The organism is Xanthomonas cissicola (genome assembly GCF_008801575.1).
Taxonomy (GTDB): Bacteria; Pseudomonadota; Gammaproteobacteria; order Xanthomonadales; family Xanthomonadaceae; genus Xanthomonas; species Xanthomonas cissicola.
The window spans coordinates 39,301-58,847 of sequence record NZ_VZPL01000003.1 but is presented as its reverse complement, the minus strand read 5'-3'; the positions used below and the strand labels follow the sequence as shown (position 1 = coordinate 58,847).

The 19,547-nt window shown below is 64.8% G+C and carries 16 protein-coding genes and 1 other RNA gene; 4 read left to right on the top strand and 13 right to left on the bottom strand.

Going from position 1 to position 19,547, the window contains the following annotated elements:
• From F7R02_RS02015 to F7R02_RS01990, 6 genes are all read right to left on the bottom strand, one after another.
• Entirely contained in the window at positions 1-1,344 is a 1,344-nt protein-coding gene (locus F7R02_RS02015) for a sigma-54-dependent transcriptional regulator (protein ID WP_078590345.1), read from the bottom strand.
• Positions 1,345-1,439: 95 nt separating this feature from the next.
• The gene (locus tag F7R02_RS02010; protein ID WP_078590344.1) at positions 1,440-1,865 is read right to left on the bottom strand and encodes a DUF4440 domain-containing protein; all 426 of its coding nucleotides are present in this window, start codon (positions 1,863-1,865) and stop codon (positions 1,440-1,442) included.
• Between the two features lie 48 nt (positions 1,866-1,913).
• Positions 1,914-3,140 carry an ABC transporter permease gene (locus tag F7R02_RS02005; RefSeq protein ID WP_078517450.1) on the bottom strand — a complete coding sequence of 409 codons (1,227 nt, stop codon included), beginning with the start codon at positions 3,138-3,140 and terminating at the stop codon, positions 1,914-1,916.
• A 55-nt stretch (positions 3,141-3,195) separates the two neighbouring features.
• On the bottom strand, positions 3,196-4,497 hold the full coding sequence (locus F7R02_RS02000) for an ABC transporter permease (protein WP_078517449.1): 1,302 nt from the start codon (positions 4,495-4,497) through the stop codon (positions 3,196-3,198).
• 11 nt (positions 4,498-4,508) lie between these two features.
• Positions 4,509-5,228 (bottom strand): ABC transporter ATP-binding protein, encoded by a 720-nt coding sequence (locus tag F7R02_RS01995; protein WP_039579389.1) that lies wholly within the window; start codon positions 5,226-5,228, stop codon positions 4,509-4,511.
• Positions 5,229-5,276: 48 nt separating this feature from the next.
• Positions 5,277-6,548 carry an efflux RND transporter periplasmic adaptor subunit gene (locus F7R02_RS01990; RefSeq protein ID WP_005920864.1) on the bottom strand — a complete coding sequence of 424 codons (1,272 nt, stop codon included), beginning with the start codon at positions 6,546-6,548 and terminating at the stop codon, positions 5,277-5,279.
• A 205-nt stretch (positions 6,549-6,753) separates the two neighbouring features.
• On the opposite strand from F7R02_RS01990, the gene glmS reads away from it, so the two are divergent.
• Together glmS and F7R02_RS01980 are read left to right on the top strand one after the other, a co-directional pair.
• Positions 6,754-8,583, top strand: coding sequence for a glutamine--fructose-6-phosphate transaminase (isomerizing) (gene glmS / locus F7R02_RS01985; RefSeq protein ID WP_078590343.1), 1,830 nt, complete (start codon positions 6,754-6,756; stop codon positions 8,581-8,583).
• A gap of 336 nt (positions 8,584-8,919) precedes the next feature.
• Complete coding sequence (locus tag F7R02_RS01980) at positions 8,920-9,393, top strand: hypothetical protein (protein WP_003484033.1); 474 nt, start codon at positions 8,920-8,922, stop codon at positions 9,391-9,393.
• Positions 9,394-9,412: 19 nt separating this feature from the next.
• On the opposite strand, the gene F7R02_RS01975 is transcribed toward F7R02_RS01980, so the two are convergent.
• Positions 9,413-9,489: non-coding RNA, sX9 sRNA (locus F7R02_RS01975), on the bottom strand.
• 282 nt (positions 9,490-9,771) lie between these two features.
• On the opposite strand from F7R02_RS01975, the gene F7R02_RS01970 reads away from it, so the two are divergent.
• Positions 9,772-10,911 (top strand): hypothetical protein, encoded by a 1,140-nt coding sequence (locus F7R02_RS01970; RefSeq protein ID WP_078590342.1) that lies wholly within the window; start codon positions 9,772-9,774, stop codon positions 10,909-10,911.
• Positions 10,912-11,038: 127 nt separating this feature from the next.
• On the opposite strand, the gene F7R02_RS01965 is transcribed toward F7R02_RS01970, so the two are convergent.
• The 6 genes from F7R02_RS01965 to F7R02_RS01940 form a co-directional block, all read right to left on the bottom strand.
• Positions 11,039-12,904: an XVIPCD domain-containing protein gene (locus F7R02_RS01965; RefSeq protein ID WP_139371025.1), complete on the bottom strand. Its 1,866-nt coding sequence runs from the start codon at positions 12,902-12,904 to the stop codon at positions 11,039-11,041.
• 106 nt (positions 12,905-13,010) lie between these two features.
• On the bottom strand, positions 13,011-13,769 hold the full coding sequence (locus tag F7R02_RS01960) for a hypothetical protein (protein ID WP_078567831.1): 759 nt from the start codon (positions 13,767-13,769) through the stop codon (positions 13,011-13,013).
• 344 nt (positions 13,770-14,113) lie between these two features.
• Positions 14,114-14,638: a lactoylglutathione lyase gene (gene gloA, locus F7R02_RS01955; protein ID WP_078590341.1), complete on the bottom strand. Its 525-nt coding sequence runs from the start codon at positions 14,636-14,638 to the stop codon at positions 14,114-14,116.
• A gap of 151 nt (positions 14,639-14,789) precedes the next feature.
• Complete coding sequence (locus tag F7R02_RS01950; protein WP_078590340.1) at positions 14,790-15,884, bottom strand: copper resistance protein B; 1,095 nt, start codon at positions 15,882-15,884, stop codon at positions 14,790-14,792.
• Positions 15,881-17,683, bottom strand: a complete 1,803-nt coding sequence (locus F7R02_RS01945; protein ID WP_139371024.1) for a copper resistance system multicopper oxidase — start codon at positions 17,681-17,683, stop codon at positions 15,881-15,883. The genes F7R02_RS01950 and F7R02_RS01945 overlap by 4 nt, the downstream gene beginning before the upstream one ends.
• An 85-nt stretch (positions 17,684-17,768) precedes the next feature.
• Positions 17,769-18,224: a CopL family metal-binding regulatory protein gene (locus tag F7R02_RS01940; protein WP_078567828.1), complete on the bottom strand. Its 456-nt coding sequence runs from the start codon at positions 18,222-18,224 to the stop codon at positions 17,769-17,771.
• Between the two features lie 90 nt (positions 18,225-18,314).
• On the opposite strand from F7R02_RS01940, the gene F7R02_RS01935 reads away from it, so the two are divergent.
• The gene (locus F7R02_RS01935) at positions 18,315-19,418 is read left to right on the top strand and encodes a PLP-dependent cysteine synthase family protein (RefSeq protein ID WP_078590339.1); all 1,104 of its coding nucleotides are present in this window, start codon (positions 18,315-18,317) and stop codon (positions 19,416-19,418) included.
• Positions 19,419-19,547: the final 129 nt, after the last annotated feature.

Sequence of the window (19,547 nt, the reverse complement as noted above, 5' to 3'; positions counted from 1 at the left end):
TCATTCCGAGGTGATGCCGTAGCGGTCCATGCGCCGATAGAGGGCCTGGCGGCTCAACCCCAGCTCGGCGGCGGCTTGTGCGATCACACCTTGCGCGCGTGCCAGCGCCTGTTCGATACGCGCGCGATCCGGCTCGCCTGCAGCCGGCGCCGCCTGCCGTGGGGCGGGTGCACGTGGCAGATTCAGATCGCCCGCTTCGATACGCGCGCCCTGCGCGAGCAAGGCGGCGCGTTGCAGCACATTGCGCAGCTCGCGCACGTTGCCGGGCCAGCCATGCCGTTGCAATGCATCGCGCGCCTGCGCGGACAGCGGCTTTTCGCCGGCAAGGAAGTGCTCGGCCAGCGGGCCGATATCGCCGGGGCGTTCGGCCAGTGCAGGCAGTGCGATTTCCACCGTGTTGAGCCGGTAATACAGATCCTCGCGAAAACTGCCGTCGCGGATCATCGCCGGCAGATCGGCATTGGTGGCGCTGATCACGCGCACCTTGGCGTGGCGTTCGCGGTTGGAGCCCAGCCGCTCGTAACGGCCGGTTTCCAGCACGCGCAGCAACTTCATTTGCCCCGCCAGCGGCAGGTTGCCGATCTCGTCGAGAAACAGCGTGCCGCCATCGGCCGCTTCGAACTTGCCTTCGCGCGCCTTGTTGGCGCCGGTGTAGGCACCGGCTTCGGCACCGAATAATTCGGCTTCGATCAATTCGCCTGGCAAGGCGCCGCAGTTGAGTGCAATGAACGGGCCGTGTCTGGTGGCCGAATTGGCCTGGATGATCTCGGCAATCTTTTCCTTGCCGCTGCCGTTGGGGCCGGTGATCAGCACCGGCAAGTCCGAGCGTGCGACCTGACAGGCGAGGGCGATGGCGCGCTCGCTGGCAGGATCGGCGAACACCGCGCCGCGCAGATCGTAGCGCTGGGTCAGCTGCTCGCGGCCGCGCCGTTCGCGTTCGCGCCGACGTTCCAGCTCGCGGCGTGCTTCGGACAGTTCCAGCAGGTTGTTGACCGTGGTCAGCAGCTTGGTGTCGTCCCAGGGTTTGGCGATGTAATCGGCCGCGCCGGCCTTGACCAGGCCCACCGCGCTGCCCAGATGCGTCCAGGCGGTGAGCAGGATCACGGGCAGGTCCGGATGACGCTGACGCAGTTGGGTAAACAGCGCCTCGCCTTCTTCGCCGGAGGTGGTATCGGCGGTGAAGTTCATGTCCTGGATCACCAGATCGAACGCCTGCTCGTCCAGCAGCGCCAGCCCGGCCTGCGGCGAATGCGCGTGCCGCGCCTCGATGTCGTGCAACGAAAACAGCACCTCCAATGCAGTGGCCACGGCCGTGTTGTCGTCGATGATCAGGATCTGGGGCATGGCGGATCAGGTTGGATGGGATGCCATCGTAGCGGCTAGCTGCCCGCTACGGCGCGGTGGGCGTAGCTCAGTACGCGGGTAATGATCCACTGCCCCTAATGCAGGTGCCAGATCATCAGGAAGTCGGCCGCGCCTTCGCACTTGCCGGTCGCCCGATCGCAGAAGCGGTGCTGGCCTTGCGCGATCGCGCCGAAATCCCGAACCGGGTAGACCTTCAGGCTGCCGGGGATCAATTCTCGGGTGTAGTGCCCGCACGCGTACTTGCGGGTGTTTGCCAGCATGTCCTCGCGGTTCCATGTAACCCCGCCGGTGTCGTGATAGAACTCGACGTGCGGATCGAAATAGCTGGCATGCTTTTCCAGCTGCGCCGGGTCGGCGCAGCGGTTGAAGCTGTCGAAGACCTCCTGGTCCAGGGTGGCGATGGTGGCTTGGAGATCGGCAGCGGTGACCGGTGTCTCGGCCAGGGCCGGCAGGGAGAGCAGGGACAGGGCGGCGAACAGAAGGGCTCGGTTGTTCTTCATCGATGGTGGTCCAGGAAGTTTGTCGATGGCGATAATGCGTTTGCCTGCCTATGCGCTGCGGGTGGCGACCGCCGGCGGCACAGCGGCGGCGCGGCGTGCCGGCCAGAACACCGCCAGCTGGCCTAGCGCCCACAGCAGCACCGCACCGATCGGCAGGTAGACTGCCGGCAGGCGCGGCAGTTCGTAGCGCGCCATCAACCACACGTTGATCGAGTACGCCATCAGCATGCCGAGCACGATGCCGAGCGAGGCGAGCAGGAAATTCTCGATCTGGAAGTAGCGCAGGATCTGCCCGCGGGTGGCGCCCAGCGCGCGGCGGATGCCGATCTGCTTGGTGCGCTGCTGCACCCAGAAGCTGGCCAGGCCCACGATGCCCAGCGCGGTGACCACCAGCAGCGCGACACAGACCGCGCCCAGCAACCAGATCATCGCGCGGTCGTTGCGGAAGTACTTGTCGCGGATCTCGGAGTAGGTTTCCTGTTTCAGCACCAGTCGGCTGCTGTCCAGCTTCATCAGCGCGCTCACCGCCGCTTGCAGGACTTCCTGCCGCTGCGCCGGGTCGCCGACGCGTAGCAGGTACTGGCCATCGGTGTAGGGTGCGCGGATCGGCAGCAGCATCGAATAATTAATCTTGTCGATGCCGTTGACATTGTTGGGGCGCACCAGGGTCTGCACGATGCCGACAATGCGCAGCGGGATATCGCCCGAATACACGGTCTTGCCCAGCGCGCTGTGATCGGGAAACAGTTTGTCCGCCGTCGCCTGGGTGACGATGAGTGACGATCCCTTCGCGCGCACGCTCTTGTCGTTGTCCGCCGTCTCCAGGCTGATGTATTCGTCCTTGTTGAAATCGCGCCCGGCCACCAGCTGCAACCCCATGATGCCCACGGCGCCTTCGCTGACCAGATATTGCGCGGCATTGAGGGTGGAACGCTCCTGATCCGGGGTCAACGTCAGGCCGGTGTTGGAGGAGGAGTTCACGAAAGGAACCTGGTTGGTGATGATCGCGCCGCGCACGCCGGGAATGCCGCGCAGTGCCGCCAGATCCTCGCGGGTGCGCGCATCGGCGTTGACCTGGGTGCCGATGCCGCCCAGGCGGATGCTGACCAGTTCCGATTCGGCGAGGCCGCTGATGCGCTGCAAGGTCTCGATGCGGTTGCCGATCAGAAACAGCGCGTTGCAAACGATCGCGCAGGCCAGGGCGATCTCGAGCACGATCAGTGCCGATGCCGTCTTGTGGCGGCGCAGCGTGGAAACGATAGGACGGATGTCCATGGGCAATAACCTTCGATGAGGGACCGTGCCCGCCGCGCCGCGGCGGGCGTGAGGGTCAGGACGATTTGAGCTGCAGCGCCGGTGCGACCTGGATGGCGCGCCACGATGGCAGCAGGCCGGCCAGGACGCTGGCGACCAGCGCCAGCACGAATGTCAGCAGCAGCATCTTCGGATCCAGATGAGCGAGCTTGGCGTAGGGCACCGGCTGCTGGCGGACCGCCCACAGTCCCAGCCACGCCAGTCCCAGTCCGGCGATGCCGCCGGCTAACCCCACCGTCCCGGCTTCCACCAGGCATTGCGCGAAGATGGCACCGCGCGATGCGCCCAGGGCGCGGCGTACGCCAATCTCGCCGCTGCGGCGCAGGAACTTCGCCAGCAACAGGCCCACGGTATTGAGCAGGCAGACCAGCAGGAAGCCCATCGCCAGCCAGAGCTGCAGGCGCACGTCGCTCGGCACCACCTTGTTGTGGTCCAGCCATTCCATCACGTTGCGCAGGCGGACGTTGTTGGGGCGTTCGAAGCGTCCGGCGGCGCGTTGCTGGTTGGAGTAGTTATCCAGATAGGCCTTGTAGTCGCCGACCTGCGAGGCACTGTCTAGCTCCACCCAGTACTGCACCCAGGTGCAGGGCGCGTTGAGCGCGGTGGTATCGCCGGTTTCGACTTCGCCGAAGCAGTTGGTGCTGCCGTAGTGATCCATCTTCAGATCCATCGCCGCCGAGAAAGGCAGATAGAGCTGTTCGTCGGAGCCGTAGCTGTCGGTGAGGTCGTAGAAGCGCGGATTGACCTGCCAGGCGTCGAGCACGCCGACGATGCGGAAGGTGTTCTTGTTCAAGCGTAGTTCGCGGCCCACGCTGTTGCCGCCGTCGAACAGTTTGTCGTTGAGCGTCCTGGTAATGACCACGACACGTTCGTGGCGGTCGTCGCTGTTGTGCGACCAAGCCTGTCCATACAGGAAGGGCGGCTCGAACATCGGAAAGAAATCGGCCGAGGTGTAGCGCGCTTCCGACTTGAAGGCGCTCAGCCCGCTCTTTTCCGGTTCGATCGCCAGGTTGCCGCCGGTCATCATGGCCTGTCGCTTGCCGCGTTTCTCACGCAGCAATGCCTCGGCATCGAAGCGGGTCACTTGATCGTCCGGTTCTTCGCCTGGCTGAAAACCGGCCTTCGGCTGCGGGTCGACCAATACATTGAACAACCGATCACTCTTCTGCGGGATCGGGTCGCCCGACAACACATAGAACACCGTCAAGGTGGTCATGCTGGCGCCGATGCCCAGCGCAATGGCCAGCACCATCAATGCGGTGAGTACCTTGTTGCGGCGGAAGCTGCGCACCGCAAGATGAAAGTAGTAGCCGAACATGGGTGGGCTCCTTAGTCGGCCAGGGTTGCAACGGCGGCAGGCGTGCGCATCAGGCTGGGATTGCGTTCCAGGTCGGTGGCCTGGCCGTCGACGATATGCACGTTGCGCTGCGCGCGTGCGGCCAGTTCCGGGTCGTGGGTGACCATCACGATGGTGGTGCCCTGACTGTTGATCTCTTCCAGCAGTTCCATCACCCCGCGCGCCATCTGCGAGTCCAGGTTGCCGGTGGGTTCGTCGGCCAGCAGCAGGCGCGGGCTGCCGGCCAGCGCGCGCGCAATCGCAGCACGCTGCTGCTGGCCGCCAGACAGTTCGGTGGGGTAGTGACGCAGGCGCGAGCCCAGGCCGACCTTGGTCAGTGCCTCTTCGATGCGCTGCTTGCGCTCGGCTGCAGGCATGCCGCGATACCGCAGCGGCACATCGACGTTGTCGAACAGGTTGAGGTCGGGAATCAGGTTGAAGCCCTGGAAGATGAAACCGATCTTCCGGTTGCGCAGGCGCGAACGCGCATCGTCGGACAGATGGCTGACGTCTTCGCCGTCGAGCACATACTGCCCGCTGGTGAAGGTTTCCAGCAGCCCGGCCAGGTTGAGGAAGGTGGTCTTGCCCGAGCCGGAGGGGCCGGTGACCGCGACGAATTCGCCTTCGCGCACATGCAGGTCCAGCGACCGCAGCGCATGCGTTTCCACCTGTTCGGTGCGGAAGACCTTGGAGACTGCTTGCATCTTGAGCATTGCCGATTCCTTTGCGAAGAGAGTGTGCGACGAGTGGGAACGATCGAATCAGTGGACGGTGACGCGCGGCGCGTCGCCAAAGTTGTCTGCGCCGGAGACCACCACGCGGTCGCCGACCTGTAGCCCGGAGAGCACCTGCACTTCGCCCAGGCTGCTGACGCCCATGCGCACGGGGCGGCGCACCGCCGTGTTGCCATCCATCACATAGGCATAGCTGCCGCCGGATTGTTCGAGGAACGGGCCGCGTTCGACCTTGAGCACGTTGCGGCGCGTATCCATCAGCACGCGTGCGCTCATGCGCTGGCTCTGGCGCAGGCCCGGCGGCTGCTTGTCGGTGAAGCGGATGCGCGCAGTGACTTCGCCGTTGACCACTTCCGGCGACACCGCCGAGACGGCGCCCGCGAACGGTTCGCCGCTGCCGCTGGTGAGCTGGGCCGGCATGCCGATCGCCAGATCGCGCGCGAAACTCTCCGGCACCTTGATCTCCACTTCGAACTTGGACAGATCCACCACGCCCAGAATCGGCGCGTTCGCAGCGACCTGGGTGTGCTGCACGGCCTGCACCTGGCCGACCTGACCATCGAAGGGCGAGCGCAGCGTGAGCGCGTCCACCTGGCGCTGCACTTCGGCCACCACAGCGCGTTGGCGGTCCGCCAGCAGGCGCTTGTTGCGCGAATCCAGGTCCGCGCCCTGGCTCTTCAACGCGGCATCGCGCTGGGCATGCTGCAGGTCGATATCGGTCTTCTTCAAGGTGTCCTGCGCCTTGGCCAGTTCCACCTGCGGCACGGCGCCGCCGTCAAAGCCGCGCTGGTAGCGCTCCAGGTCGCGCGCGGCGGCCTGCTTGTCGATCTGGGCCTGGTCGGTGAGCTTGCTGGCGTTGGCACGCGCCAGGGTGGCATCCAGGGCCGCGCGGCTGGATTCGGCTTCCAGGCCCGCCAGGGTGGCCTGCTCCTGCGCGAGCTTGCTGCGCAACTCGGGGCTGTCGATGCGCGCCAGTTCCTGGCCCTGCTTGACCACGTCGCCAGCCACCACGCTCAGCGTCACCGTGCCGGCCGAGATGGCGTACAGCACCGGGCTGTTGGCAGCGATCACGCGGCCGTCGGCGGCGATGTCGCGCACCAGGTCGCCCTGGGTGACGGTGGCGATGCGCACGCGGCTGGCGTCGAACGAGCGGCTGCCGGCGCTCCACGCAGTCACGGCCCAGCCGATGCCGGCCAGCACCGCCACCGTGGCGATACCGGGCCACAGCCAACGGCGCCACGGTGCGCGCTGGGCGGGTGTACGGAGAACCTGGTCCTGGGCGGAGGTATCGCGAATCATGATCGGCTGGCTCGGTGGCGTCACTGCAATAAAGCAGGACCTGTGCCAACGCTCAACTCATTGAAAGAGATGGATTTTATGGCGTGATGGCCAGTGTCCGCAGTGTCCGCGGACACTGGTGGCGGACACGCTGTCCGGGCACGGTCATGCAGCGGACAAGAGCGGACACGCTAAAATGTCCGACTTCTTTTGCGAGAGCTGTCTTATGTGCGGCATTGTCGGAGCGATCGCCGGGCGCGATGTGGTCCCGGTCCTGATCGAGGGACTCAAGCGCCTGGAATACCGCGGCTACGATTCCTCCGGCATTGCAGTGCTCGACGGCGCGCAGGTGCGCCGGGTGCGTCGCACCGGGCGGGTGGCCGAGATGGCGCAGGCCGCGCAGGCCGAACAGCTCGGCGCCACCCTGGGCATCGGCCATACGCGCTGGGCCACCCATGGCGGGGTGACCGAGGCCAACGCGCACCCGCACATCAGCGCCGGCGTGGCGCTGGTGCATAACGGCATCATCGAAAACCACGAAGCGCAGCGCGAAAAACTGCGCGCGCTCGGCTACACCTTCGAGTCGCAGACCGACACCGAGGTCATCGCGCATCTGATCCATCACCATCTGGGCAGCGCCGGGGACCTGCTCACCGCGCTGCAGCGCACCGTCAAGGAACTGACCGGTGCCTATGCGCTGGCGGTGATGAGCCAGGCCGAACCGGAACGCTTCGTCTGCGCGCGCATGGGCTGCCCGTTGCTGATCGGGGTAGGCGAGGGCGAGAACTTCGTCGCCTCCGATGTCTCGGCGATCGTGCAGGCCACACGCCAGGTGATCTTCCTCGAAGAAGGCGATACCGCCGAACTGCGCCGCGATGGCGTGCGCATCTTCGACGGCAACGATGCGCCGGTGGAGCGCCCGCTGCACCTGTCGGACGTGTCGCTGGCCTCGCTGGAACTGGGCCCGTTCCGGCATTTCATGCAGAAGGAAATCCACGAGCAGCCGCGCGTCTTGGCCGACACCATCGAGGCGGCGATCGATGCCAAGGGTTTCCCGGCATCGCTGTTCGGTGCCAACGCAGAAGCGGTGCTGCGCGACATCGAAGGCGTGCAGATCCTGGCCTGCGGTACCAGCTACTACGCCGGCATGACCGCGCGTTACTGGATCGAAGCCATTGCCGGGCTGCCATGCAGCGTGGAGATCGCCAGCGAATACCGCTACCGCGCCGCCTATGCCAACCCGAAGCATCTGATCGTGACCATCTCCCAGTCCGGCGAAACGCTGGACACGATGGAAGCGCTGAAATACGCCAAATCGCTTGGGCATCTGCACACGCTGTCGATCTGCAACGTGCCGGAAAGTGCGATCCCGCGCGCCAGCGAACTGGTCTGTTATACACGTGCCGGCGCCGAGATCGGCGTGGCCTCGACCAAGGCCTTCACCACCCAGCTGGCGGTGTTGTTCCAGCTCACCATGGTGCTGGGAACGTTGCAGGGCCGCATCAGTGACGCCGAAGAAGCCGAGTATCTGGAGCAGCTGCGCTTTTTGCCCGGCAGCGTGCAGCATGCGTTGAATCTGGAACCGCAGATCATGGCCTGGGCCGAACGATTTTCGCCCAAGGAGAATGCGCTGTTCCTCGGTCGCGGCCTGCATTACCCGATTGCATTGGAAGGCGCGCTCAAGCTCAAGGAAATCTCCTATATCCACGCCGAAGCGTACCCGGCCGGCGAGTTGAAGCACGGCCCGCTGGCGCTGGTGGACGCGGCGATGCCGGTGGTGGTGATCGCACCGAACGACCGCCTGCTGGAGAAGGTCAAGTCCAACATGCAGGAAGTGCGCGCACGCGGCGGCGAGCTGTTCGTGTTCGCCGACCAGGACAGCCACTTCAGCGACTCCGAAGGCGTGCATGTCATCCGCACCCCACGCCATGCCGGCGTGCTGTCGCCGGTGATCCACACCATCCCGGTGCAATTGCTGGCCTACCACACCGCCCTGGCGCGCGGCACCGATGTGGACAAGCCGCGCAATCTGGCCAAGTCGGTGACGGTGGAATAAGCGCTGCCGCGGTGGCGGCTGCGCGCACTGCCTGCTGCGTGCAGTCAGTGCATGGTCGGCTCTGTCGCTGTCATGTTCCAGGATGGCGATTGCTTGCGACGTCGTGCTGGCCGCGCTAGTGCGCAACGCGCGAGGTTCAGTTCCTCGCAAAGCGGTCGCCGACATCTTGCCTTTGCACGTGGCCATGCCCTTTCCAGCAGTGGCCCTATCCATCCGCCAAAGGCGCGGCAGCACTGCCAGCGGCCGTCCTTAGCGCTCCACCACAGCCTCTGCCAACGCAGTGGCCCAAGTTATGCATAAGCTCCTGGCGAGGGTCCACACCACGCAGGAGGACGTATGCACGAGTCTTTCAAACAGGGGGCGCCGGCCGAATTGTGGCAGGCGTTGGTGCGCGAGGCGGGGCAGCGGATCGCGCGTCCGCTGGACGAATCGCGCGAGCACTATCTGGTGTTCGTGTTGCTGCGCTTCCAGCGCGATGCGCATCTGCTTTCGCGCACGCAGGCGCTGGCATGGCTGCATGCGCAGGACCAGATCGGTAGCGTGCGGGCCGACGCACTGCGTGATGTGGGCGACGGCTGCCTGCTGATTGCAGGCCTGTTTCCCGGTGTGGCGCAACGCCGGCGCCTCAGTGTGGATTACTTCATCGATCTGGGCAGGGGCGCGTATTCCGAAGTGGCCGATACCCGCTGCAGCGATGCGGGTCTGTTCGCGCAACTGGCCCAGAGCTATCGCGAGCTGGTGCGTGTATTGGCCGCATTGCGCACGCCACGCGATTGGCAACCAGGCCCAGGCGGAATCTTGCATGCCTAAGCAGTGAGCATCTTAGAGCGGCTAACAAAACGTAGCGAGCAGCCGTCAGGTGGGCGCGGACGGCGCGCTCAGAATCGCAGTGTAGGAGTGGTAAATGCTGATTCCGAGCACCCGCCGCGCCCGCCTGACGGCTGCGCAGTCGTTTTGTTGGCTACTCGAAGGGGCGGTCCCCACACATGCGTGGGGACCGCCCCGACTGCGATGGCTGCCGTGTGCGGGCACACTATCCCTGCAGGACGATCGGCCGGGTGCGTTGTGCCATTACCCGTCGATCAGAGTCCTGCAGGTTGGAAGCCGTCGTGTGCGAGCGGTGACGCATCGGTCGCGCTGCATGGGGGACATGCAGCGCGGCGTACTTATCCATAGGGACAGGGATTCATGAAGACGTGTATCGCTGCGGTGCTGTTGGCATTGCCGGGGCTTGCTGTTGCCCAAGACGTGCCGCTGGGCTATGCCGGCCAGGGCGGAATGACGCTGCAGGAGATCGACCCTGCCATTTATGCGTATCACTACGACCACGGATTCGTGGGCGAAGATGCGATGGGCTGGGATCCTGCGCTGCAGTTCGCCTGGTCGCGCATCGCAGCCGCCAAGGTCTGTGCACAGCAATCGCCCTCCGATGCGTTGATCGGCAAGCTGGTGGAACAGTACGGCAAGGATGCCGTCGTGCACCAGATCAACGGCATTGGCTTCCATGAAGCACAGATGCGGGCGGCTGGCACGTTCTGTACCTCTGCGCGCATGACCGAAGCCACGGCGGTGGTGCCTGCGTTTGCAAGCGGGGATTTCTCCGCGGCAACTGCGTATGCGGCTGCTGCAGTTGCAGGCACTGTGTCGGTCGCCGCAACAGACGCGCAACCAAATCCGCAGTCCGATGCAGGGGCTGTCATGACGCCCTCGGCAGATTGGGCCTTGCAACTCCCATTGCATTCCAGCATGCGCGTGGGCTCGAACGGCTTGCCCAACGGCGACGAGATGCTACGTGTCGTCCGCCGCGGACATACCGGGATGGTCGTCGGCTTGCAAATCGCTACCAGCCTATTTGCGCGCGGTGTTGCGGTCTCTGCCTTCGGAAAAGATCAGCTGAAAGGCGAAAAGATGGAAGGCCTGGTGAATCCTGGCTATCAATTGCAGCGCGATGCGGTCAACGCGCATTTGAAGACCTACTTCACTGGGCATCCGGGGGCCGTGCCGGTAGAACCGTTCCCGTTGCAGGTGCTGATGTCGGACTGGCTGCTGGTCTATCAGAGCCTGGCCGATACCAAGTCGCCTTACGAGCTGCGCTACGCAGTGACGATCGGTGGGGAGCGCAGCGGCTTTTTGAAGCGCAAGGCGAGCCCGGTCAGTCTGGACTGTGCGCCGACACCGCGCACTGCCTCGCTGGAAGAATGGGAAGCCAACGATTACGCATTGGTCAAGCAAGCAGCACAGGCCTATAGCGACGAATGTGCAGCGAAATTCGCCGAGCAGTTGCCGCAGTGGTTCCCTGACAGAGCGGCTGTTGCGACGTCCAACTGACGGATCACCCCTGTTGACGCCGGATATCCGGCGCTCGATGTGATTCGAAAAAACAAGCAATGCAGGCGTAACCCGAAGGGGCGCCGATCCATCGATCGGCGCCCCTTCTGTGTTTTTATTGCACCAATCAACCGACGCTGCGCGTCTGGCTACGTTGTTGCTCGTGCTGATCTTGGACCTGCGTTTGCGTTTGCGCATCCTGCCGCACCGCATTGCTGCTTTGCTCCAGCGGACGTTCCGCAGCGGTTGCCTTTTCGGTGTAGATCCGCTGATGCGCCGGGTCGGTTGGCTGACCCTGCACGGCAAACAGTCCGTTGCCATCCTTGCTTTGCGCCACCATGTCGATGCGTTGCATGCCGCTGACCTTGGCTTCGAAGGTCATGTGGCCGGCTGCATTTACCAGCTGCTGCCGATTGGCGAAGGCATTGGGGCCGAGCTGTTCCAGCTTGTTGAGGGCCTGATTGAACAGCGGGTGGTCGGGGTTGGTTTTCTCCGAGAGCAGTGGCGTCTTTTCCGCCTGCTTCAGCGCAGCCTGCGTATCGCGGCCAACCACGCCATCGTCCTGCAGCCCATGCGCACGCTGGAATGCCTTGACCGCGTCGCTGGTCCGTTGGCCATAGGCACCGTCAGCCTTGAGTTCGTTGCCGGCTGCGTCCTTGTAGCCCAGTTGCTGCAGCGTCTGCTGCAAGGTGCGCACTTCTGCACCACGCGCATTTTCGCGCAGGACACTCGGCGCATCCGCGGCGGCGTGTGCCTGGCTGGGTTTGTGCTCGGACGCTGGGTGGGATTGCTGCTTGTTCTGGCTGCGCTCCTGCAGCAGGTCGCGCGCCTCAGACAGCGGGTCGCTCGCATACAGCTTGACGCCCTTGGCGTGCTTGCGCTCAAGGTAGAAATCCAGCGAGCTGAGCTCAACACCCTCGCCGCCACGGGATTGGCTGATCTTGAGCTGGCCATCCTTGGGGTCGCGCACCACCATCGTGATGTGGTCGATGCCCTTGTAACGCCCCTTGTCCCAACTCTGCGGGCCATTGTCCTCGCCGATGATCATGCCTTCTTTGAGGCTCTGGGCAGTCACGTCCTTGCCTTGGATCAGCACGCCGGAGCGCAGCTCGGCCTTGCGCAGCAGTTCGGACGCGCTGTCGAAACCAGGGCTGAACTTTTCGTCCTTGGTGAAGATGGCCTTGCCGGCGCCCTTGTTGATCTCATCCATGGTCGCGTTCTGCATCTCGACCACCCAGCCCGAACAATCGACCCTGCCTTTGTCGGGATCTTTCGCGCCCAGGCCGTATTTGACGTGGTCGTATTTATTGGTGAGGTCGTAGGCCGCGTGAAGCGCGATGCCTTGCGCTGCGGGTTTCTCCGGCTGGGCAGGCGCGGAATGCGCTGGCGCAGCGTGCGACGGTGCCTGCTGCGTGGCCGAAATGGGCTCGATGCCTTTTTCGGGAATACGGATACGGTCCATCTTCGTATCCCAGTACTGCACAAACGTCTGTGCCATATCCTTGTCGGACATGCGCCGGAACGTTGCCGAATCCACGCCGGTCAACGACTTCAGCTCTTTCTCGCCGACATTGTTGAGAATATTGGCGCGTGTGCTTTCCAGGCCAAAAGATCCCGTGGCGATCGCGGTCTGCAGAGAGCGGTAGCCACCGGCGCCTTGCTGATGGGCCAGGTACATATCCAGGCCATCGGGCTCCGGCTTGCCCGACAGGTAGGGCCGCCCATCGCGTTCGTGCCGATTGACCAGGCTCGTCCGGTTATCCAGATACAGCCGCGCTGCTGCGTCGGTGTTGACCACCGCGTCCAGTTCGCGTCCGGCAATGCCGTACTGCTGGGCGGTTGGCGGAGTGAACTGGAACAGTCCTTTCGCACCACCGGGGCCGCGGCTGGCCAACTCGTCGAAGGCGCCGCCAGTCTCTACGTGGGCAAAACGCAGGAAGTCGTCACGCGGAATATTCCGCTCGGCCGCTTCGCGTTCGATGATGTCGAGCACTTGGGCTCGTGAGTAGTTCGTCGGCATCGCTCAAGGTCCTTGATTGAGTGCTGCAGCCACGCGGCTGCAGCGGTACGCCGCCCGAACCAATTCCTTTGGTCCTGTATCAAGGGGTCGGCAAATACGATTTGCTGGCCGCATCGTAGCGATATTGAACCGTCGCGTCCCCCCCGCTCGTCGGCGGATCGGCAGAGACGGTTACCCGCAGCGCGGGCAGGCCGGGCTGCTTCACGAACGCAAGCGTGCTGCTGTTCTTGACGCAGGCAATCTTCCCGGGCGCATCTTCGCCACAATTGGCGCTGTTGTCCTCACCCGCCGGAATGTTGCCGATATAGGTCCAATGCTTGTCGTTGACGTTATCGGTTTCTTTCGGGTTGAACACCAGTGCGTCGTAGGAAAGGATGCGCACGCCCGACTGCAGGCTCCACGTCGGCACGGCCAGCACCAGCCGGCTGTCATCGGTGACAAAGGTCTGTGGTTGACGCGTGGTGTCGACGGTGTTGCCTTGTTCCAAGCCGCCGAATTCGCCGATGTAGGGCTCTGCGCCAAGCAGCTTCCACGGCGTTTTGCTCCCCGGTTCGCTGGTCACGAAAGTGGCATGGGCCAACGTCACCTTGGTGCCGGGCGCAGGAGAGTGGTCTTCGCTTTCTGCGCCGAAGCGCTCGGGCGTTTCCCAGGCGAAGCCGGTGTAATACCGCGTACCACCGAGTTCGAACTGGAAGCCGTACCAATAATGAATCCAGCTGCCATTGGCGACCTCGTACGAGGTTGCGCCATCGCCGTCCACGTTGCTGATGAAATACAGCACGCTGTCGGTCCGCGGCGGCTGCAGTTGCTGGGTCGATCCCTGGGTTGCGTCCTGCATGGGAGATGCATCCTTTTCTGACGGTTTTGTAGGGGTGCCGGCCGCGGCTGCGGCGGTCTTCGGAGCGGTGGCGTCCGGTGTCGCCTGTGTGCAGGCGGCGATCGTTGCTAGCGCAAGGACCAGTGAAATCTTCCTGACGAGCATTGGGGTGCATCCATTGCGGAGGGCGGCGAAAGTCTACTCCAGCCCGCCGTTGTGTCCAGTCGCTGCACCGGGCCTGGCGGTTACCGCGCGTCGTTGCGGCGCGGGGCTTCGAGGCAAGGGACGCGTCGCGTTCGGCATTGGTATCGGCTGGTTGCCATCCCGTCCCCGCTGACGCGCCAGCTTGCCGCTGAGCGTTGGACTTACGCCAACGGCGTATTGGAAATGATCTCCACCCAGTAACCATCCGGGTCCTTGATGAAGGCCAGGTGCTTCATGCGGCCGTCTTCCAGGCGTTTTTGGTATGGCACGTCGAGGCTGTCGAAACGTGCGCAGGCGGCATGGATATCCGGCACCGAGATACAGAGGTGGCCGAAGCCGCGCGGGTCGCTGTTGCCGTCGTGATAGACCGGGCCATCCTGGGTTTCGGTGCCATGGTTATGGGTGAGTTCGAGCACGCCGGGGATACCTGCCATCCACAGCCGACGCTGGGCGTCGTCATCGGGAATGGCGGTGCCTTCGGGTAGCAGCGCGAGAAAATACAGGCTGAATTTTGCGTCGGCAAAATCGCGTGTGTCGAGCAGGCGGAAGCCCAGGACACGCGTGTAGAAATCCAGTGACTGCGTTGCATCCTTGACGCGCAGCATGGTGTGGTTGAACACGAAGCCGTGTGTCTCGGCGGGCGCGGCATTGGCGCCTGGCACGTGTTGCAGATCGTTCAAAGACATGGCGGTCTCCTGGTGTGGATTGTGGGGGTGCGGCGTGTTGCGCGAATGGGCGATGTTAGCCAGGGCAGGGTTGTCGGCGTGTCATGGCCGACTGGCAGCGGGTGGGATGCGCGAGCGTTGATGGAGAGGGCCAACCGCGGTACCACCTGCCTCAAAACCAAACGCGCACTCCGGCAACAAAGCGGCTGTCGCGCGCGCGGATATCGTCCATCGCCGCGCGCTGTGCGCTATCGCCGAAGCTGCGGCTGTGCACCCAGCCGATGTACGGCGCGAAGCGGCGGGTGATCTCGTAGCGCAGGCGCAAGCCAAGTTCGACCTGTTCCAGGCCGCTGCCAATACCGCGGCGGTTGTCGTCGGTAAGCGCGATGTCGGCTTCCACACGCGGCTGCAGGATCAGGCGGTTGGTTAGCAGTACCTCGTATTCGCCTTCCAGCCGCAGCGCCGCGCGGCTGCCGGTGCCCACATACAGCGTGGCTTCGGTTTCGAACTTGTAGGGCGCCAGTCCTTGCACGCCGAAAGCCGCCCAGCTGCGATGTTCTCCTGCGCCGATGTCCTGGCGCGCGCCGACAAGCACATCCCACCACGGCGAAATGGCATGGCCATAGAACGCTTCCAGCGAGGCGGATTCGGTGCGCCCGTCGTGCCGCTCGCCTTCGCTGCGCAGCCAGAGCCGGTCGACGTCGCCACCGATCCATGCGCGTGATTCCCAGGCCTGGCCGCTACCGCGGTTAGTGTTGGAAGCCTCCAGCCGATCGAGCAGGACATAATGGTTGATACCTGCCGAGTGCATCGTATGCGTGCGCAATGGTGCGAATGCAGCGGCGATGTCGTCCGCCGTGGTTGGGGGGATGGGGGCGCGTGGTAGCGGGTTAGTGCGTGTCTCGGTGAGTGATGCAGGAGCTTGCGCAGCGTGTGTTGGCTGCGTGTGGTGCATCTTCGAGTGATCCATCGAAGCGTGATCCATCGCTTGGTGGTGCATGGCTGCATCGTCCATGGATCCCTGCTTCATCGATTCATGGTCCATGGCATCGGTGCCCATCTCAGCGTGCGACATGTGAGTGTGGTCGATGGGTGCGGCCTGAGATGATGCGGGGGTCTCATGTGCGCCATCGGCCGTTTGCATCGCCTGTTCCTGCATGTCCTGCGGTGCCTCCTCCATCGCATCGTGCTGATGCTCCTGCGCAACCGCAGATGCGCTCGCCAAGAACGCAGCCGCGAACCATACCTGCATGCGAAAGCGGCTCATGCTTCCACCCGCACTTCGCGCATCATGCCCGCTTCCATGTGGTACAGCAGATGGCAGTGATACGCCCAGCGGCCGAGCGCATCGGCACGCACGCGGTAGGTGCGGCGGGTGCCGGGCGGCATGTCGATGGTGTGCTTGCGTACCTGGAAGTTGCCGTGCGCATCTTCCAGGTCGCTCCACATGCCATGTAGATGGATGGGGTGCTGCATCATGGTGTCGTTGACCAGCACGATGCGCAGGCGCTCGCCGTATTGCAGCCGCAAGGGTTGCGCGGAAGCGAACGCGATGCCATCGAAGGACCATGCGAATTTTTCCATATGCCCGGTCAGATGCAGCTCGATGTCACGGCCCGGTTCGCGCCCATCCGGGTCGTCGAGCACGCTATGCAGATCGGCGTAGCACAGCACGCGGCGGCCGTTGTCGCGCAGGCCCACGCCGGGGTCGTCCAGGCGCGGTGCGGTGGCATTGCTGCGCATGTCGATCAGCGGGTTGCCGGTTTCGCTGGCGGAATGATGCGGCGCCTTGTCGTGTGCCTTGGCATCGTCATGCGAGTGCATGGTGTGCATCCCATGCGCCGCCAGCATCCCGGGCGCGCCATGCATTGCGGGCAGCGCGTGATCCATGCCATCGCCATGCCCCATGTCCTGCATGGTCAGGATGGCGCGCGGATCCAGCGCAGGAATCGGCGCCTGCAAGCCGTGCTGCACTGCCAGCGTGCCGCAGGCGAAGCCGGTGCGGCCCATGTCCTGCGCGAATAACGTAAACGCATCCTGGCCGAGCGGTTCGACAATCACGTCGAAGGTTTCGGCCGCGGCGATGCGCAGTTCGTCCACGCTGACCGGATGCACGTATTGCCCGTCGGCGGCCACCACGGTCATGCGCAGGCCGGGGATACGGATGTCGAAGTAGGTCATCGACGAGCCATTGATGAAACGCAGCAGCACCTTCTCGCCGGGTTTGAACAAGCCGGTCCAATTGCCGGCCGGTGCCACGCCGTTGAGCAGGTAGGTGTAGGTGTTGGCGTTGACATCGGACAGGTCGGTGGGCGTCATGCGCATGCGCCCCCACATGCCGCGGTCGGCCAGCGTGGCGCGCAGGCCGCCGTCGCGCGCATCGCGTAGAAAATCGCCGACGGTGCGCTGCGCGTAGTTGTCGTGGCTCGGCATCTGTTTCAAACGACGGAACAGGGCGGCCGGGTCCAGATCGGTCCAGTCCGAGAGCAGCACCACATGTTCGCGATCGTGCCGGTACGGCGGCGGCACCAGCGGGTCGATGACGATGGCGCCATACAGCCCTGACTGCTCCTGAAACATCGAATGGCTGTGGTACCAGTAGGTGCCGGACTGGCGCAGCGCAAAGCGGTAGTGATACTCCTGGCCCGGCGCGATGCCGTCGAAACTCATGCCCGGCACCCCGTCCATGTTGGCCGGCAGCAACAGGCCATGCCAATGCACCGAGGTGGGTTGGTCGGTCAGCGCGTTGCGCACGCGCACGCTCACCATGTCGCCCTCGCGCCAGCGCAGGGTGGGTGCCGGCAGGCTCTGGTTGACGGCGATTGCGGAGCGGGGGCGCCCGGTGAAGTTGACCGGCAGGCGGCCGATCTGCAGCGACTGGCTGCTTCCGCGCAGCACGGGCGTGTTCGCCTGGGCCGCGGCGCGCGCATCGTTGCGCCACAGGCCGCTGGCGGCGATGCCGCTCAGGGCCAGGCCCTGGACGAAGCGGCGCCGGCTCAGGCCGCTGGCGGTTGAGCCGTGGGAAAACGGGGGATCGAAAGACATGACATCTCCTGCGCGCTCCATCGGCAAGAGATGGGCGCAGCGCACAACTGAGGGAACCCGCAAGTACGCGCGGGGCCGAGGACGGCCAAGGCAGGGCCGCCGGCGCTCAGGCGATGGGAGGTCGCACCGGTTGGTCGGGCAGCGGGCTGCTGCGCCCCTCGGTCAATGTGTCCGGCAGCGCCGGGTGGCCGAGCAGGCCCGCGGGTACGGCAGGCAAGGTCAACAAGGCGAGGCTGCAGTGCTGCAGGCAATCGCAGCTGCCCAGTTTGCAGCAGTCGGGCGCGTGCGCATGCGTGGCCTTATCGTGCACCTGCATGGCAGTCGGCGGAGGCATCGCCTCATGGCACGGCAGGGCAGCCGGCTGCTCCGTCTGCGTGGTCGCGGCAGTGCCCGCCATGGGCGCGGCGGGCCTCGTGCCCGACGCCATTGCCGGCATGGCCATGCCCACAGACGCCCACGCGCCGGTGGCCGTGTTGGCAACCAGGCACAGGCACAGCAGCAGGCGGAGCAGGCGATGCAGCACGGACAGTCGAGGCAGTGACAGGTGCGGCGAGCATAGCATCGGCCCCAGCTGTCCGCCCGATGCGCTGGCTGCGTAGGCGGGCAGGCGACGGCGGTAGAATTACCGCTACTTTTGCAGCCAAGTCCTGCCATGTCGCAGCGCCAGTGGGTGGCCGCCGCCATCCAGAAGATCGAAGCCGATTTCAATCGGTCGGCCGACACCCACCTGATTCCGATGGAACTGCCGGGCTATCCGGGCATCGACCTGTACTTCAAGGACGAGTCCAGCCACCCGACCGGCAGCCTCAAGCACCGCCTGGCGCGCTCGCTGTTCCTGTACGCGCTCACCAATGGCTGGCTGCGCGCCGGGTGCCCGGTGATCGAGGCGTCCAGCGGCTCCACGGCCATTTCCGAAGCGTATTTCGCGCGCCTGCTCGGCGTGCCCTTCATCGCGGTGATGCCGGCCTCGACCTCGCCGGAGAAGATCGCCGCGATCGAATTCCAGGGCGGCCGCTGCCACCTGGTCGAGCGCGCCTGCGATCTGGACAGCGCCTCGCACCAGCTCGCACGCGAGACCGGCGGGCACTTCATGGACCAGTTCACCTACGCCGAGCGCGCCACCGACTGGCGCGCCAACAACAACATCGCCGAATCGATCTTCAAGCAACTGGCCGAAGAGCCGCACCCGATCCCGGACTGGATCGTCTGCAGCCCCGGCACTGGCGGTACCAGCGCCACCCTGGGCCGCTACGTGCGCTATCGGCGCCATGCCACCCGCATCCTGTGCGCCGACCCGGAAGTGTCGGTGTTCTTCGACGGCTATTGCCGCGCAGTGGACGGCCAATGCCCCAAGGAGCTGGCCATCACCGGCGGCTCGCGCATCGAAGGCATCGGCCGCCCGCGGGTGGAATCGAGCTTCATCGCCAGCTGCGTGGATGTGATGATCAAGGTGCCCGATGCGCTGAGCCTGGCGGCGATGCGCCACGTCAGCGCCACGCTTGGCCGCCGCGTGGGCGGCTCCACCGGCACCAACTTCGTCGGCGTGCTGCACGCCGCCCGGCGCATGCGCGACGAGGGCCGGCAGGGCTCCATCGTCACCATCCTGTGCGATGCCGGCGAACGTTACGCGCACAGTTATTACGACCCGGCCTGGTACGAGGCGCGCGCGATCGATGTCAGCGACAGCGATGCCGCCATTGCGCTGGCCGTGAACGGCAGCGATTTGCCTGCCTTGCCTTGTGCGGCGCTGGAATGACCGCCATATCCGGGACGTGAGCATCAAGGCGCTGCGCTCACCGCCACGCCGGTGCGATCGGTGTCCGCAGTCGGCAGGTACGGGCGGGCACCGTGCCCCTGGCGCCGTGCTCAGCCTGCTGGCGGTTGT